We start from the raw sequence: 16,886 nt of genomic DNA, 5'->3' as shown, positions 1-16,886 counted from the left end.
TGGTGTATGACCCGTTTTTCCAATGTTTTAAAGGTCGTTGCAAGGACAGAACCATTCGGTTGAGGTTTATGGACAAAATACGTGCGCTGTTACTGAGCTTGCCGAGAAGGCAAAAGCGGTTGATCCAAGTGACCACCGATATCGTGTTGGTCTGGGCAGCGCTTTGGCTGGCTTTTGTTGTCCGGCTAGGAATTGATGATGTTTTCAATCCGTTGAAGACGCACTTTTGGCTGTTCCTTACCGCTCCAGTCGTAGCGATCCCTCTTTTTATCCGTTTCGGTATGTATCGTGCAGTCATGCGGTATTTCGGCAATGACGCACTGATTGCGATCACCAAGGCCGTCAGCCTGTCCTCCCTGATCCTGGCGCTCGTCGTCTACTGGTACAGCAATCACGAAGCGGTTGTGCCGCGCTCGATCATTTTCAATTACTGGTGGCTCAGCCTTGTGATCATCGGTGGGCTACGACTGTGTATGCGCCAGTACTTCATGGGCGACTGGTTTTCGGCAACCCAGCATGTGCCTTTCACCAATCGCGATGATGGCCTGACCAAAGTGGCGATCTACGGAGCGGGAGTGGCGGGCAATCAGTTGGTCGCAGCCTTGCGCATGGGGCGTGTCATGCGTCCAGTGGCCTTTATTGATGACGATTCGAGTATTGCCGATCGGTCTATTTCCGGACTTCAGGTCTATAAGCCAAAGCATATTCAGCAGATGATCGACCTTACGGGGGCACAGGAGATTTTGCTGGCCTTGCCTTCTTCCACCCGTGCCCGACGCAGGGAGATACTCAATTTTCTGGAAGGTTTTCCGCTGCATGTGCGCAGTGTTCCCAACTTTACCGACCTGGCCAGCGGCCAGGTAAAGGTCGAAGACATTCAGGAAGTCGATATCGCCGACTTGTTGGGGCGTGACGCGGTGCCGGCTCAGCCGGATCTGCTGGAACGCTGCATCAAGGGTAAGACGGTGATGGTCACTGGGGCAGGGGGATCCATCGGTTCGGAACTCTGCCGACAGATATTTTCTTTGCAGCCGACCACGCTTTTGCTGTTCGAACACAGCGAATTCAATCTGTACAGCATCCTGTCGGAACTGGAGCAGCGTGGGTGCCGCGAATCCGTCCCGGTCCGATTGCTGCCGATCCTCGGTTCCATCCGCCATCAGGACAAGCTGCTGGATGTAATGAAAACCTGGAAGGTCGATACCGTTTATCACGCGGCTGCTTACAAGCATGTGCCAATGGTCGAGCACAACATCGCTGAGGGGGTATTGAACAACGTGATCGGTACGCTAAACACCGCGCAAGCAGCGTTGCAGTCGGGCGTTTCGAATTTCGTGCTGATCTCGACCGACAAGGCTGTTCGTCCGACCAATGTCATGGGCAGTACCAAGCGGTTGGCAGAGCTGACGCTCCAGGCCTTGAGTCGTGAAGTCGCACCGGTGCTGTTCGGGGACAAGGCCAACATTTCCCGGGTTAACAAAACCCGTTTCACCATGGTGCGTTTCGGTAATGTACTCGGGTCGTCTGGGTCAGTGATTCCGCTGTTTCACAGTCAGATCAAGTCAGGTGGGCCTTTGACGGTAACCCACCCGAAAATTACCCGGTATTTCATGACTATTCCCGAGGCCGCCCAGTTGGTTATTCAGGCAGGCTCCATGGGGCAGGGCGGCGATGTTTTCGTTCTCGACATGGGGGAGCCAGTGAGAATCGTCGAACTGGCGGAAAAGATGATCCACCTGTCAGGTTTGAGCATCCGTTCCGAGCGGAATCCCCAAGGTGATATTTCCATCGAGTTCACTGGCCTGCGTCCCGGAGAGAAACTCTACGAAGAGCTGTTGATCGGCGATAATGTAGCGGTCACTCCCCATCCCATGATCATGACGGCCAATGAAGACCATTTGCCTTGGGATGTCCTTAAGGCCCGGCTGGGTGAGTTGCTGGAGGCCGTGGAGCGCGATGATTATTCAAGGGTTCGTCAGTTGCTGAGAGAGACAGTCAGCGGCTACACCCCCGATGGCGAGATCGTCGACTGGATCTACCAGCAACGCCGCCTCGAGCCCTGATTGTTTCACATCCTGTAACGCACGCATTTTTGACTTGCGCCAGCCATGACCTACTTTTGAGAGGTAGCTTCGGAAAAGCTGCTTTCTCAAATGATGATGGAGCGTCACTTTATGCGTACCGGTTACTTCTACTCGCTGATTTTTGCCCTGTTCACCAGCGCCTCTATTTCGGCGGTTGCCGCGCCGGCTGCACCGACGGAAATGCCTAAGGCGCCGCTGGTGATGGAGGTGGCAGCCACTTCCTCGAAGGAAAAAATCGATCTCAACGACGCTGACGCGACGACCTTGCAGAAAGAGTTGTCCGGCGTTGGGGAGGCCAAGGCAAAAGCGATTGTTGCATATCGTGAAACAAACGGGCCGTTCGCATCAGTGGATGAATTGCTGGAAGTGAAGGGGATCGGCAAGGCGATCCTGGATCGTAATCGTGAAAAGCTCGAAGTGAACTAAGCTGTTTCGTTAAGCCATTAGGCCGGTCATTGACCGGCCTTTCTGTTTTTTGGTGGGCAATGCTCGTCGGAGGGGTGTTGTAGCGCTTGTCGGGAAACTGGAAATTACGGCTATCATATTGGCTTAAAATTATGCCTATAATAATTTCCGTAGCCTTCGATCCGACAGAAGGCCATGTCCCTTATGCATGTCAGGAGCACGTTCATGAATTCTATTCAGTCCCAAGGTACGGCTGTGGTCACCGGCGCATCATCCGGCATTGGTGCGATATACGCCGAGCGGCTTGCTGCGCGTGGTTTTAATCTACTGTTGGTCGCTCGTGATAAGGCCCGTCTGGAGAGCGCTGCGGCCAAGCTGCGCGATGCTCATGGGGTGCAGGTCGAGGTGCTCAAAGCCGATCTGACGCAAAAGGATGACGTACTCAAACTTGAGCAGCGTCTGCGCAGCGATTCGAGCATCAACCTGTTGGTGAACAATGCAGGAGTTGCCGCGGACGGTCTGCTGGCCAACGCCGACATGGATCAGTTGGAACGCCTGATCCAATTGAACATCACCGCTGTCACGCGTCTGGCTTCGGCGGCGGCGGCCAGTTTCGCCAAGGCTGGGCGAGGCACGATCATCAATATCGCCTCGGTGGTGGCTTTGTTTCCCGAGCGCTTCAATGCCACCTACAGTGCGAGCAAAGCCTATGTGCTGAGCTTGACCCAATCGCTGAACGCCGAGCTCCAGGGGACGGGCGTCCATGTCCAGGCAGTGTTGCCCGGTGTCACCCGGACCGAAATCTGGGAGCGTTCCGGCATCGACGCCAGTGGCATTCCGGCGGAGATGGTCATGGAGGCCGGTGAGATGGTGGATGCGGCACTGGCCGGTCTGGATCAAGGCGAGTTGATCACCATTCCTTCTCTGCCTGATGCGGCTGACTGGCAGGCATTCATGGCCGCGCGCCACGTCCTGGCGCCGAACCTTTCACACCGTTCAGCAGCCCAACGCTACAAGTAATACAAGCCAATTGAGCAGAGGTAACCGGGGTATGGATCAGCGTCGAATAGTTGTCACGGGCATGGGTCTGGTTTCACCCTTGGGCAGTGATGTCGAAGTCGTCTGGCAGCGTTTGTTGGCCGGGCGTTCGGGAATACGTAACTTGCCGGAAGCGGTGATTGCTGATTTGCCGACGAAGGTTGGCGGTGCGGTGCCGACGTTGGAAGATGATGCCGAGGCGGGTTTCGATCCGGATCGTGCCACGCCGCCTAAAGAGCAGAAGAAGATGGACCGCTTCATTCTGTTTGCCATGGAGGCTGCCCGGCAGGCACTGGAGCAGGCAGGCTGGCATCCGTCAGAGAGCAAACACCAGGAACGTACAGCGACGATCATCGGCTCCGGTGTCGGCGGTTTCGGCGCGATTGCCGACGCCGTGCGGACTACCGACAGTCGCGGCCCTCGGCGTCTGTCACCGTTCACCATTCCGTCCTTTCTGGTCAATCTCGCGGCAGGACACGTGTCTATTCAGCACGGTCTCAAGGGACCTTTGGGCGCACCAGTGACGGCGTGCGCTGCTGGTGTTCAAGCGATTGGCGATGCGGCGCGATTGATTCGCGCCGGTGAGGCCGACATTGCCGTGTGCGGCGGGGCGGAAGCGGCGATTGATCGAGTCAGTCTCGCCGGATTTGCGGCTGCCCGGGCATTGTCCAGTGGCTACAACGAGACTCCCGAGCGCGCTTCACGTCCGTTCGACAGTGGACGCGACGGCTTTGTGATGGGCGAGGGCGCCGGTCTGCTAGTGATCGAATCCCTCGAACATGCACTGGCTCGTGGCGCGCAGCCACTGGCCGAACTGGTCGGCTATGGCACCAGTGCCGACGCCTATCACCTGACTGCCGGGCCCGAAGATGGTAGTGGAGCAAGGCGCGCGATGGAGCTGGCTCTGGCTCAGGCCGGTATCACGCCGGATCAGGTGCAACATCTCAATGCTCACGCCACTTCTACCCCGGTCGGTGATCTGGGGGAACTGGCGGCGATCAAAAGTGTGTTCGGTGAGGAGAACCAGATTGCGGTGACCTCGACCAAATCGGCCACCGGGCATTTGCTCGGTGCTGCCGGAGGCCTGGAAGCGATTTTCACGCTGTTGGCGATTCGTGATCAGATCGTGCCTGCGACACTTAACTTCGACAATCCGGATCCAGCGAGCAAAGGAGTGGACATTGTCCATGGCAAGGCGCGCCAGATACCGATCGAATATGCGTTATCCAACGGCTTCGGTTTTGGCGGGGTGAATGCCAGCGTGTTGTTCAAGCGCTGGCAGGACTAGTCCTCATCCTGTTTGAGATAAGTGCGTGTAACGTCGAGAATTCGCTGGGCCAATTGCGGATTTTCGACACTGCGTGCGAGCACCAGCGCGCCGACCAGGGTTGCCATGATGACGATGGCCCGGTCGGTACTATTGTCACCTTCGAGGGTGTTGTCGATCTGCTCCAGTCGCGCGTTGAGTACGGAGTCACTGGTTGGGCTGGGTTGTCCGCGCAGGCCCAGCTCAGAGGAGATGGTCAGGAGAGGGCAGCCTTCATGCGGGGAGGTCTGATGCCATTCGGACAAGTAGGTGTCGATAAACACGTGCAGCGGATTTTCCTGCGCAAAAATTTCCGCGCACAGCCCATCAACCTGATCGCTTGCTTCTTGCAGAGCTTTCTCTACCAACTCGTCCTTGGACTTGAAGTGCGAATAGAAGCCGCCATGGGTCAGCCCCAGCGCTTTCATCAACGGTTGCAGGCCGGTGGCGCCGATACCGTCCTTGCGAAATCGTGCCGAGGCTTCCTTGATGATGCGCTGGTGAGTCTGGGCTTTATGGTCCTGCGAGTAACGCATGTGGAACTCTCCGCAACAATGCCACCATCTTAACCACGGAAAATTAGATGGTGACTGTACTTCTACTTCTAAAAAGCATGCAGATAAGTCCAATGTCGCGATAAAACACAAACCCCGCCGATTAGGCGGGGTTTTTTTAACGGTCTTGCGCTTCCTTGGCGTCCGCTTCGGCATTGCGTTCAGCAATGCGTTTGCGTTCATCATCGGTCAGTTCGACCTTGTTGGCAGTGTCCCGCAACATCATCAATCCGCCAACGATCGAGCCGATTGCAACGACCAGAATCAACCAGGCATACCAGGGCATAACGGCTCTCCTTAAATGGCAGATCGACAGACGAGATTTTCGTCGTGCGATGCTGCTTACCACTTTTGAGCGAAGTGACTTCGCAGTGGTTCCATTCTAGGCCCGATATGCCCGGTGCATGCGATCAATCCTACTGGCCCGTGAGCATGGCGTCGGCCGGGGCGTTGGCGCGAAGTTGACCGGTCAGCAGGAAGTAGATGAAGCCCACGGCCATGAAGCCGAGAAAGATCAAGCCGATCAGCGCGTTGAACCACGCCATCGCCACCAGACACACCACTGCCAGCACCAGCGCAATCATCGGGATCAGCGGATAGCACGGCGCACGGAATGTGCGCTCCAGATTCGGTTCGGTTTTACGCAGCTTGAACAGGCTGAGCATGCTCATGATGTACATCACGATGGCGCCGAACACGGCCATGGTGATCATTGCGGCGGTGAGGGTCATGCCGCCGAGGTTGATCAGGCCGTCGCTGTAAATGGCGGCAATGCCGATGATGCCGCCGGCGATGATCGCGCGGTGCGGCGTCTGGAAGCGCGACAGTTTCGCCAGCGAGGCCGGCAGGTAACCGGCGCGGGCGAGGGCGAAGAACTGCCGCGAGTAGCCAAGAATGATCCCGTGGAAACTCGCCACCAGTCCGAACAAGCCGATCCACACCAGCATGTGCAGCCAGCCGGAATTGTCGCCAACCACGGTTTTCATCGCTTGCGGCAGGGGATCGTTGATGTTCGCCAGGGTGCGCCAGTCGCCGACGCCACCGGCAAAGAACATCACGCCCATGGCCAGCAACACCAGGGTCAGGATGCCGCTGATGTAGGCCTTGGGAATCGTGCGTTTTGGGTCCTTGGCTTCTTCGGCAGCCATGGCCGCGCCTTCGATGGCGAGAAAGAACCAGATCGCGAACGGGATCGCGGCGAACATCCCGGCAATTGCCGGCGCACCGAACACATCCGAGCCAGCCCAGCCATTGAGGGCGAAGTTGCTGAAGCTGAACGCCGGTGCGACGACGCCCATGAACACCAGCAACTCGGCGACGGCGAGTACACAGACGATCAACTCGAAGGTCGCCGCCAGTTTGACGCCGAGGATGTTCAAACCCATGAACACGATGTAGGCGCCGACCGCCGCGTGTTTTGGATCAAGTGCCGGAAACTGCACATTGAGGTAGGCGCCTATGGCCAAGGCAATCGCTGGCGGCGCGAAAACGAATTCGATCAGCGTCGCCAGCCCGGCAATCAATCCACCTTTCTCACCAAATGCTCGGCGACTGTAAGCGAACGGCCCGCCCGCGTGAGGAATCGCGGTGGTCAGTTCGGTGAAGCTGAAAATGAAGCAGGTGTACATGGTCGCGACCATGAACGAAGTCACCAGAAAGCCCAGCGTTCCGGCCACGCCCCAGCCGTAACTCCAGCCGAAATACTCCCCGGAAATCACCAGCCCCACGGCGATCCCCCACAGGTGCAAGGTGCCCAGCGTGGGTTTGAGTTGTGTGTTCATGCGGTTGCTCCCTGAACGGTTTGGAAAGCTCGGGGGAGGGCGTGTGCAGTGGGCGTGCCATTGCTGTGAAACAAGTCGTAATGAGTTGAAAGCTGTCGTATCGGGGATGTTCGCCGTGGGATAGCTGCTATTTGTGCGCCAGTTGGGTGCGATGTTGGCGGTTATGCCGTCTTCGCGAGCAGGCTCGCTCCCACAGGGGAATGCATTTCAGAATGTGGGAGCGAGCCTGCTCGCGAAGAGGCCCGCCCATACAGCGCAAAACCCACCTGTAACGCCGGCATAAACCCACTCTTTACGCTTTCTTTATGCCCCGCCGCACCCCTCGCTCTCGTTCCTTTACAGCCTCCTTTCCGACAATGCCTGCACACACGGCAATACGCCGTAACACGGAGATCTTCCATGAGCGTTCTGGACGGGGTGTCACTGCTACTGGCAGTGGGGCTGTTCATTTATCTGTTGGTTGCGCTGTTGCGCGCGGATCGGAACTAGGAGCGGCTATGCACAGTTATGACTATTGGCTGATCCTCGCGTTTTTTGCGGTGGTCTTGCTGCCGGCGCCGTTCCTCGGGCGCTTCTACTACAAGGTGATGGAAGGTCAGCGCACCTGGCTGACGCCGATTCTCGGTCCGGTCGAGCGCGGCTGTTATCGCATTGCCGGGGTTGATCCGCAGGCTGAGCAGAGCTGGCAGAAATACACGCTGGCGCTGCTGGCGTTCAACCTCGCCGGTTTCCTGCTGCTGTTTGCGATTTTGTTGTTCCAGGATCACCTGCCGCTCAACCCGCAGAACCTGCCGGGTCAAGAGTGGACGCAGGCGTTCAACACCGCCGTCAGTTTCATGACCAACACCAACTGGCAGTCCTACAGCGGCGAAGCGACCCTCAGCTACCTGAGCCAGATGGTCGGTCTCACCGTGCAGAACTTCGTCAGCGCCGCGACTGGCCTCGCCGTGCTGGTTGCGCTGTGCCGTGGTATCGGTCGCAAATCGACGAAAACCCTTGGCAACTTCTGGGTCGACATGACCCGCGCTACGCTCTACGGCCTGTTGCCGCTGTGCCTGTTGCTGGCGCTGTATCTGGTCTGGCAGGGCGTGCCGCAAACCTTCGCGCAGTATGTGAACGCGGTGACCCTGCAAGGCGTCGATCAAGTAATCCCGCTTGGCCCGGCGGCCAGCCAGATTGCGATCAAGCAACTGGGCACCAACGGTGGTGGTTTCTTCGGCGTCAACTCGGCGCATCCGTTCGAGAACCCGACCGCGTGGAGCAACCTGTTCGAAGTCGGCTCGATCATTCTGATCCCGGTGGCGCTGGTGTTCACCTTTGGCCATTACGTCAAAGACCTGCGTCAGAGCCGCGCGATCATCGCCTGCATGCTGGCGCTGTTCCTGATCGGCGGCGCTACGTCGCTGTGGGCTGAATACCAACCGAACCCTGCGCTGAACAACGTCGCCGTCGAACAGACCGCACCGCTGGAAGGCAAGGAAGCACGCTTCGGTACCACCGCCACCGTGCTCTGGTCGGTGACCACGACGGCGGCGTCGAACGGTTCGGTCAACGGCATGCACGACAGCCTTAACCCGCTTAGCGGCATGGTCGCGCTGGTCAACATGATGGTCGGCGAAGTGATCTTCGGCGGCGTCGGTGCCGGGCTCTACGGCATGTTGCTCAACGTGCTGATCGCGGTGTTCCTCGCCGGTTTGATGATCGGCCGTACACCGGAGTACCTGGGTAAAAAACTACAGGCGCGGGAAGTGCAGTTGCTGGTCGTGACTCTGCTGGTGATGCCGGTCGGCGTGCTGGTGCTCGGCGCGATTGCCGCGACCCTGCCAGGCCCGGCGGCCACCATCAGTAACCCTGGCCCGCACGGTTTCAGCCAATTGCTGTACGCCTACACCTCGGCCAGTGCCAATAACGGTTCAGCGTTCGGTGGACTGAGTGCGAACACACCGTTCCATAACTTGATGCTCGGCCTGGGCATGTTGATCGGTCGTTTCGGCTACATCCTTCCAGTACTGGCCTTGGCCGGCAGCCTGGCGATGAAGAAAACCGCACCGATCGGCCAGAACAGCTTCCCGACCCACGGCCCGCTGTTTGTGACCCTGTTGACCGTGACCATTTTGCTGGTGGGCGGCCTGACCTTTCTGCCGACTCTGGCGCTCGGTCCGATTGCCGAACATTTAAGTATGGGCTTCTAAGGAATCCATCATGAATATGCACGTTCCTGCATCAAAACCTGCGGTGCCGGCCAAGTCGGCAGAAGCACCGAAAACCGCGATCTCGGCCCTGTGGCGGCCGGCGCTGGTGCAAGCCTTCGTCAAACTCGACCCTCGGCAACTGAAACGTTCGCCAGTGATGCTGGTGGTCGAACTGACGGCGATCTTCACCACCGTGCTGTGCTTCATTCCCGACGCTGATGTGCCAACGTTCGTCGCTGCGCAAATCGCTCTGTGGCTGTGGTTTACCGTGCTGTTCGCCAACTTCGCCGAAGCCTTGGCCGAAGGTCGCGGCAAGGCCCGCGCCGACAGCCTCAAGGCCGGCAGTGAAGGCTTGAGTGCGCGGCGCAAACAGGCCAATGGCAGCTTTCAGGTGGTGCCCGCAGCAAGTCTGCGCAAGGGCGATGTGGTGCGCGTCGAAGCGGGGGAGATGATTCCCGGTGACGGCGAAGTCATCGAAGGCATCGCCGCGGTCAACGAAGCGGCGATTACCGGTGAATCGGCGCCAGTGATCCGCGAGTCTGGCGGCGACCGTTCGGCGGTCACCGGCAACACGCGACTGGTGTCCGACTGGTTGCTGGTAAAGATCACCGTCAATCCCGGTGAGTCGACTCTGGATCGCATGATCGCCTTGGTCGAAGGCGCCAAACGCCAGAAGACCCCGAACGAAGTCGCGCTGGATATTCTGCTGATCGGCCTGACCCTGATCTTCTTGCTGGTGGTGGTGACCCTGCAACCGTTCGCCCATTTCGCCAACGGTAACCTGCCGCTGGTGTTTCTGGTGGCGCTGCTGGTCACGCTGATTCCGACCACCATCGGTGGTCTGCTGTCGGCCATTGGTATCGCCGGGATGGATCGTCTGGTGCGCCTGAACGTGATCGCCAAGTCCGGTCGCGCGGTGGAAGCAGCGGGTGATGTGCACGTGCTGCTGCTCGACAAGACCGGCACCATCACGTTCGGCAACCGTCGTTGCAGTGCGGTGTACGCCGCACCGGGTGTGAGTGGTCGTGAATTGGCCGAAGGGGCACTGTTTGCGTCGCTGGCCGATGACACGGCTGAAGGCAAGTCCATCGTCGAGTACCTGCGTGGCCTGCATCCGCAGCCTGAGCCGGCGCTGGACACTCTGACTGCCGTGCCGTTCAGCGCGGAAACCCGCTTGTCTGGCGTCGATTATCAGGGCCGCGTGTACCGCAAAGGCGCGGTGGATTCGCTGCTGAGTTTTCTCGGCCAGAAACGTTCGGATCTGGCCCCGGCGCTGTCGCGGGAAATCGACAAGATCGCCCAGAGCGGCGGCACGCCGTTGCTGGTTTGCGCTGACGGCAAGCTGCTCGGTGCGATCCATCTGAAAGACGTGGTCAAACCTGGCATCCGCGAGCGTTTTGCCGAGTTGCGCAAACTGGGGATTCGCACCGTGATGGTCACCGGCGACAACCCGTTGACCGCTGCCGCCATCGCTGCCGAAGCGGGCGTCGATGACGTGCTCGCCGAGGCCACCCCGGAGAAAAAACTCGCGCGCATTCGTCATGAGCAGAACGACGGTCGTCTGGTCGCCATGTGCGGCGACGGCGCCAACGACGCCCCGGCGCTGGCTCAGGCTGACGTCGGCATGGCGATGAACGACGGCACGCAAGCGGCCCGCGAGGCGGCCAACATGGTCGACCTCGACAGCGATCCGACCAAGCTGCTGGACGTGGTGCAGATCGGCAAGGAATTGCTGGTCACTCGTGGCGCGCTGACAACCTTTTCCATCGCTAACGACGTGGCCAAATACTTCGCGATTCTGCCGGCACTGTTCGCCTCGATCTATCCGCAACTGGGCGTGCTGAACATCATGCACCTGACCAGTCCGCAGAGCGCGATTCTGTCGGCCATCGTCTTTAACGCGTTGATCATTGTCGTGTTGATTCCGTTGGCATTGCGCGGTGTTCGTGTGCAGGCGGCGAGTGCGGCGGCGTTGTTGCGGCGCAATTTGTTGATCTATGGGTTGGGCGGGATTCTGGTGCCGTTTGTGGGGATCAAGGCGATTGATATGTTGCTCACGGCGTTGCATCTGGTTTGACGAGGTATCGCCGGTGCGGGGCCTTTTGTGGCGAGGGAGCTTGCTCCCGCCGGGCTGCGAAGCGGCCCCAATCCGATCTACCGAGTTGTCGGTTATACGACTGCTGCGCAGCCGAGCGGGAGCAAGCTCCCTCGCCACAGGTGTTGCAGCGTTGCCTATTTGGAAGAGGATTATGAAATGTCCACAATGATACGTCCGGCCCTGAGTCTGCTGGTGCTGATGACCCTGGTCACCGGCGTTGCCTACCCACTGGTAGTCACTGGTGTCGCGCAAGTCGCATTTCCCGCACAGGCCAACGGCAGTCTGGTTCACGATGCCGACGGCAAGGTTCGTGGCTCGTCGCTGATTGCCCAGGATTTTGTCGGCGATGCGTGGTTCCATCCGCGTCCATCGGCCGGTGCGTTTGCTACGGTTTCGAGCAGCGCAAGTAACCTGGCACCGAGCAATCCGGCACTCGCCACGCGGGTCATCGACGATGCCAACAAGTTGCAGGTTCCAGGGCAAGGCCCGGTGCCGCTGGCGTTGCTGACCACTTCCGGCAGCGGCCTCGATCCACACTTGCCACCGGCGGCGATTGCCTATCAACTGGCGCGAGTTGCGGCAGCGCGAAACTTGCCGGTGACGACCTTGCAGCAACTGCTTGATGCGCACATCGAACAGCCGCTGGTGGGGCCGCCGGTGGTGAATGTGCTGGAGCTGAACATGGCACTGGAAAAGCTGTAGATCAAAAGATCGCAGCCTGCGGCAGCTCCTACAATGGATCGGCGTAAGCCCTGTAGGAGCTGCCGAAGGCTGCGATCTTTTAATGCCTCACCTCAATTTCAAACCGAACAAGGCAAACCCCGATGAGCGACTCCGGCCGCGCCGACGCGCTGTTAGCAGACCTGCCCCGCGATGGCCGTGGCCGGCTGAAGGTTTTCCTCGGTGCCGCCCCCGGTGTCGGCAAGACCTACGCCATGCTTCAGGCCGCCCATACCCAATTGCGCCAAGGCGTGAAAGTCATTGCCGGGGTCGTCGAGACCCATGGCCGCGCCGAGACTGAAGCACTGCTCGGCGGTCTGCCGCAGCAACCCTTGGTGCGCTCGGAATACCGTGGCGTGATGCTCGAAGAAATGGACCTCGATGGGTTGCTCGCCGCCAAACCCAAGTTGGTCCTTGTCGATGAACTGGCCCACAGCAACGCCCCCGGCAGCCGTCACACCAAACGCTGGCAAGATATTCAGGAATTGCTCGCCGCCGGCATCGACGTGTTCACTACGGTTAACGTCCAGCATCTGGAAAGTCTCAACGATCAGGTGCGCGGCATCACCGGCGTGCAAGTGCGCGAAACCCTGCCGGACTGGGTGCTGCAAGAAGCCTACGAACTGCTGCTGATCGACTTGCCACCGCGCGAACTGCTCGAGCGTCTGCGTGAAGGCAAGGTCTACGTCCCGGAGCAGGCCCGCGCCGCCATCGACGCGTTTTTTACCCAGACCAACCTCACCGCGCTGCGCGAACTGGCGATGCAAACCGCAGCGGCACAGGTCGATAACGACCTTGCCCAAGGTTATCGTCAACTTGGTCAAGCGGCCCCGGCTGTACGCGGGCGTTTGCTGGTGGGTGTCGATGGTGATGCGCAGGCCGAGCGCCTGGTGCGTCACGCCAGCCGCGTCGCCCAGCGTCGGCATCTACCGTGGAGCCTGGTGCACGTCGACAACGGCAGCGTACGTGATGAGCAGTCGCGCCTGCGCCTGCAAAGCGCGCAACAACTGGCCGAACGCCTCGGCGGCGAAGTGGTTTTACTGCGCGCCGGTGAAGTGGCGAAAACCTTGATTCAACACGCGACTGAACGCCGTGCGAGTCTGGTGTTGGTCGGCCAGTCCCGGCCGAGTTTGCGCCGTCGACTGTTCGGCGGTGGCTTGGCGGCGCGTTTGTTGCGTCAGGCCCATGGCCTGGAAATCAACGTCCTCGACAACGATCATGAGCACCATCAACCGCGCCCGCGAAACCCACTGACCCTGGTGTGGTTCGACTATGCGCTGGCGCTGGTCGCCACGGTGTTGGCCAGTGCGCTGGCGTGGGTGGTGTCGAGTGTGCTGCCGCTGCCGAACATCTCGCTGGTGTTCCTCGCCGCGGTGTTGCTGGTGGCGGTGCGCAGCAGTCTTGGCCCGGCGCTGGCCTGTGCGGCGTTGTCATTTCTGACCTACGACTTTCTGTTCATCCCGCCGAATTTTTCCTTCAGCATCCAGCGCGAAGAAGACGTACTGACCTTGCTGTTTTTCCTGTTGATGGCGGCGCTCACCGGTAATCTCGCGGCGCGTCAGCGTCGGCAATTGCAGGCGTTGCGCGACACTCAGGAAGAAACCACCGAGCTGCTCGACTTGTCGCGCAAGCTCACGGCTGCGACTGACCGTCAGGCCGTGGTCAGTGCTGCCGCGCAGCACCTCAATGGCTGGAGCGATCTGCAACTGTGTTTGCTCAATCGCGACGGGCAGGGCGGCTGGAAAGTCGAGACCGGCGGGCCGCTGGAGTTTAGCGAGTCCGAACGCGCCGCCGCCGACTGGGCCTGGCAACACGATCAACCGGCCGGCATGGGCACAGGCACCTTGCCGTTCGGGCGTTGGTGGTGGTGGCCGTTGTCGGTCGAGGATGGGCCGTTGGCGCTGCTTGGCGTCTGCGCCAAAGAAGGCCAGACCTTGAGCGGCCAGCGTCGGCGCTTGCTCACCGCGCTGAGCCAGCCACTGGCGCAAGCCCTGGCGCGCGCGCAATTGGCGGATGATCTTGAGGCCGCGCGTCTGCACGGCGAAACCGAACAGTTGCGCAGCGCCTTACTGGCCTCGGTCTCTCACGATTTGCGCACGCCGCTGACCGCCATGCGCGGCAGCATCGACAGTCTGTTGGCCCTCGGCGAAGCGATCCCGCTAGAGGATCGTCGCGAGCTGCTCGAAGGCACCCGCGATGAAGCCGAACGCCTCGACCGCTACATCCAGAACCTGCTCGACATGACGCGCCTCGGCCACGGTGCATTGAAACTGGCGCGTGATTGGGTCTCGCCGGCCGACATCGTCGGCAGTTCGCTCAATCGCCTGCGCGCGGTGCTGGCGCCGTTGCAGGTCAGCACCGACGTGCCGGCCGAGCTGCCGCTGCTGTTCGTCCATGCGGCGCTGATCGAACAGGCGCTGGTCAATGTGCTGGAAAACGCCGCGCGTTTTTCACCCGCTCACGGTCGCCTGCAACTGCGCGCCGGGACTGACGACAGTGAGATTTTCTTCTCGGTCAGCGACGAAGGTCCGGGCATTCCCGAAGACGAGCGGGCGAAGATTTTCGACATGTTCTACACCGCCGCGCGCGGTGATCGTGGTGGCCAGGGCACAGGCCTCGGTTTGGCGATTTGTCAGGGTATGGTCGGTGCGCACGGCGGGCGGATCAGTGTCGCCGAGGGCATCGACGGGCGCGGCACCTGCATCACCCTGCACCTGCCATTGCAGACGCAGCCGGGGATGGACGATGAAGCCTGAATCCGACTGCGCTACTCTCTTGCCAATCTTTTGTATTGATGTGAATTCATGAGCCAGACCGCGACCATTTTGGTCATCGACGACGAACCGCAGATCCGCAAGTTCCTGCGCATCAGCCTCGCTTCACAGGGCTATAAAGTGCTCGAGGCCGGCACCGGCGCCGAAGGTCTGGCGCAGGCGGCGCTGAACAAGCCCGACTTGCTGGTGCTCGACCTCGGCCTGCCGGACATGGACGGCCAGCAGGTGCTGCGCGAGTTTCGCGAATGGGCCACGGCACCAGTGCTGGTGCTGTCGGTGCGCGCCAGCGAAGGGCAGAAGGTTGAAGCGCTGGATGGCGGCGCCAATGACTACGTGACCAAGCCTTTCGGCATTCAGGAATTTCTTGCGCGGGTGCGCGCATTGTTGCGCCAGGCGTCAGCGGGTGAGGCGCAGCAGGCGGCGTTGAGTTTCGGCCCGTTGACGGTCGATCTGGCCTATCGGCGGGTATTGCTCGACGGCGTCGAGGTGGCGCTGACCCGCAAGGAGTACGCGGTGCTGGCGCAGTTGGCGCGCCATCCTGGACGGGTGATCACCCAACAGCAACTGCTCAAGGACATCTGGGGGCCGACGCACACCGAGGACAGCCATTACTTGCGTATTGTCGTCGGGCACTTGCGTCAGAAGCTGGCGGATGACCCGACGCGGCCGCGATTTATCGTGACGGAGGCGGGAGTCGGCTATCGACTGTTGAGTGATAACAGCCTGTAGTTTTTGGGTGGGCTGTTCTGGCCCCATCGCGAGCAGGCTCACTCCTACAGGGGATCTGTGTCGAGCACAAATCCCCTGTAGGAGTGAGCCTGCTCGCGATGAGGGCATTGCATTCAATCAAGATTTTCAGCCGATCATCCCTGTTCACTGTCATACCGATCCAGCGTATCCCGGGCAATCTCGCGCCCCAGCGCGATCAACTCCGGCGCTTTGTAAAACTCGAAAAACCGGCATACCCGTTTCGGCACGTTGATCAGGATATCCGGCGGATAGCCGGCAATCTTGTACTGCGCCAACGAGGTCTGCATCACCTCGAAACTCTGGTTGATCAAATCCAGCAACGACGCTGGCCCGACGTTATCGATGATGAACGAGCCCGTAGCGGATTTCGGCGCGCCTTCGCGCTCGGGCGCGGCGGCGGGTTGCTGGGCTTCAGGCTCGGCGCCCTCAAGCCACGGATTGATATCCGCTGCCTCCGCTCTCAATGCTTCCTTTTCTAGACGCAATAATTGTTCGGCCTGGGTGCGACGGAACGGCATCTTCGAACCCAGTGAACTGATCAGGCTGTCGAAGCGCGAGCGAAACGCCGGCGGACGCTGGATCACCGGCAGTTTGTAATGGCGTTGGTTGGTCGAGTTGAGATTGACCGCGATGATCAGATCGCAGTGGCTGGACACCACCGGCACAATCGGCAGCGGATTGAGAATGCCGCCATCCACCAGCATCCGGTTACCTTGCATCACCGGGGTAAACAGGCTCGGAATGGCTGCCGAGGCACGCATGGCCTGATGCAGGCAGCCTTCCTGAAACCAGATTTCCTGTTGATTGGTGAGGTCGGCGGCGACAGCGGTGTAGGGGATGCGCAAGTCTTCGATGTTGATCTCGCCGACGATCTTGCGAATCTGCCCGAAGACCTTTTCGCCACGAATGGCACCCAGGCGAAAACTCACGTCCACCAGCCGCAACACGTCGAGGTAATCGAGACTTTCGATCCAGTGGCGGTATTCATCGAGTTTGCCCGCGGCATAAATCCCGCCGACCACCGCGCCCATCGAACAACCGGCAATGCAGGCGATGTCGTAACCACGACGTTCGATCTCTTCAATGACCCCGATATGGGCATAGCCTCGGGCGCCACCGGAGCCCAGTACCAGCGCGACACGCTTTTTCATCCAGCTTCCTCCCGACAAGGTTGCACAATGCAC

General features: G+C 59.9%; 14 protein-coding genes. 10 read left to right on the top strand and 4 right to left on the bottom strand.

From position 1 onward, the window contains the following. The first annotated feature begins 68 nt into the window (after positions 1 to 68). The 4 genes from JFT91_RS10330 (at position 69) to fabF (ending at position 4,815) form a co-directional block, all read left to right on the top strand. Positions 69 to 2,063, top strand: a complete 1,995-nt coding sequence (locus JFT91_RS10330; protein ID WP_201232332.1) for a polysaccharide biosynthesis protein — start codon at positions 69 to 71, stop codon at positions 2,061 to 2,063. A 111-nt stretch (positions 2,064 to 2,174) separates the two neighbouring features. Then, a complete protein-coding gene (locus JFT91_RS10325; RefSeq protein WP_201205570.1) occupies positions 2,175 to 2,510 on the top strand; it encodes a ComEA family DNA-binding protein in 336 nt (111 codons plus the stop codon). A gap of 204 nt (positions 2,511 to 2,714) precedes the next feature. Further along, positions 2,715 to 3,509, top strand: coding sequence for an SDR family NAD(P)-dependent oxidoreductase (locus tag JFT91_RS10320; RefSeq protein ID WP_201232331.1), 795 nt, complete (start codon positions 2,715 to 2,717; stop codon positions 3,507 to 3,509). Positions 3,510 to 3,540: 31 nt separating this feature from the next. Then, positions 3,541 to 4,815 carry a beta-ketoacyl-ACP synthase II gene (fabF, locus tag JFT91_RS10315; RefSeq protein ID WP_201205566.1) on the top strand — a complete coding sequence of 425 codons (1,275 nt, stop codon included), beginning with the start codon at positions 3,541 to 3,543 and terminating at the stop codon, positions 4,813 to 4,815. On the opposite strand, the gene JFT91_RS10310 is transcribed toward fabF, so the two are convergent. The 3 genes from JFT91_RS10310 to eat all read right to left on the bottom strand — a co-directional run bounded on the left by JFT91_RS10310 (position 4,812) and on the right by eat (position 7,168). Continuing rightward, positions 4,812 to 5,369: a TetR/AcrR family transcriptional regulator gene (locus JFT91_RS10310; RefSeq protein ID WP_201232330.1), complete on the bottom strand. Its 558-nt coding sequence runs from the start codon at positions 5,367 to 5,369 to the stop codon at positions 4,812 to 4,814. The two genes, fabF and JFT91_RS10310, sit on opposite strands and share 4 nt — an antisense overlap. 136 nt (positions 5,370 to 5,505) lie before the next feature. After that, on the bottom strand, positions 5,506 to 5,673 hold the full coding sequence (locus JFT91_RS10305) for a DUF2897 family protein (protein ID WP_201232329.1): 168 nt from the start codon (positions 5,671 to 5,673) through the stop codon (positions 5,506 to 5,508). A gap of 130 nt (positions 5,674 to 5,803) precedes the next feature. Continuing rightward, positions 5,804 to 7,168, bottom strand: coding sequence for an ethanolamine permease (gene eat, locus JFT91_RS10300; RefSeq protein WP_201232328.1), 1,365 nt, complete (start codon positions 7,166 to 7,168; stop codon positions 5,804 to 5,806). 399 nt (positions 7,169 to 7,567) lie between these two features. Between eat and kdpF the strand changes: the two genes are divergently transcribed. From kdpF to JFT91_RS10270, 6 genes are all read left to right on the top strand, one after another. Continuing rightward, on the top strand, positions 7,568 to 7,657 hold the full coding sequence (kdpF, locus tag JFT91_RS10295) for a K(+)-transporting ATPase subunit F (RefSeq protein WP_007899818.1): 90 nt from the start codon (positions 7,568 to 7,570) through the stop codon (positions 7,655 to 7,657). An 8-nt stretch (positions 7,658 to 7,665) separates the two neighbouring features. Next, entirely contained in the window at positions 7,666 to 9,360 is a 1,695-nt protein-coding gene (gene kdpA, locus JFT91_RS10290; protein WP_201232327.1) for a potassium-transporting ATPase subunit KdpA, read from the top strand. Positions 9,361 to 9,370: 10 nt separating this feature from the next. After that, positions 9,371 to 11,437 carry a potassium-transporting ATPase subunit KdpB gene (kdpB, locus tag JFT91_RS10285; RefSeq protein ID WP_201230899.1) on the top strand — a complete coding sequence of 689 codons (2,067 nt, stop codon included), beginning with the start codon at positions 9,371 to 9,373 and terminating at the stop codon, positions 11,435 to 11,437. 177 nt (positions 11,438 to 11,614) lie between these two features. Beyond that, positions 11,615 to 12,160 (top strand): potassium-transporting ATPase subunit KdpC, encoded by a 546-nt coding sequence (gene kdpC, locus JFT91_RS10280; protein WP_201232326.1) that lies wholly within the window; start codon positions 11,615 to 11,617, stop codon positions 12,158 to 12,160. A gap of 122 nt (positions 12,161 to 12,282) precedes the next feature. After that, positions 12,283 to 14,934, top strand: a complete 2,652-nt coding sequence (locus tag JFT91_RS10275; RefSeq protein ID WP_201232325.1) for a DUF4118 domain-containing protein — start codon at positions 12,283 to 12,285, stop codon at positions 14,932 to 14,934. Between the two features lie 48 nt (positions 14,935 to 14,982). Further along, complete coding sequence (locus JFT91_RS10270) at positions 14,983 to 15,681, top strand: response regulator (protein WP_201232324.1); 699 nt, start codon at positions 14,983 to 14,985, stop codon at positions 15,679 to 15,681. 134 nt (positions 15,682 to 15,815) lie between these two features. On the opposite strand, the gene JFT91_RS10265 is transcribed toward JFT91_RS10270, so the two are convergent. Further along, positions 15,816 to 16,853, bottom strand: coding sequence for a patatin-like phospholipase family protein (locus JFT91_RS10265; protein WP_201232323.1), 1,038 nt, complete (start codon positions 16,851 to 16,853; stop codon positions 15,816 to 15,818). Positions 16,854 to 16,886 lie beyond the last annotated feature (33 nt).

This window comes from Pseudomonas sp. TH08, assembly GCF_016651275.1.
GTDB lineage: Bacteria > Pseudomonadota > Gammaproteobacteria > Pseudomonadales > Pseudomonadaceae > Aquipseudomonas.
Note: the sequence above shows the minus strand (reverse complement) of the source record. Positions and strands in the feature narration are given on the sequence as shown.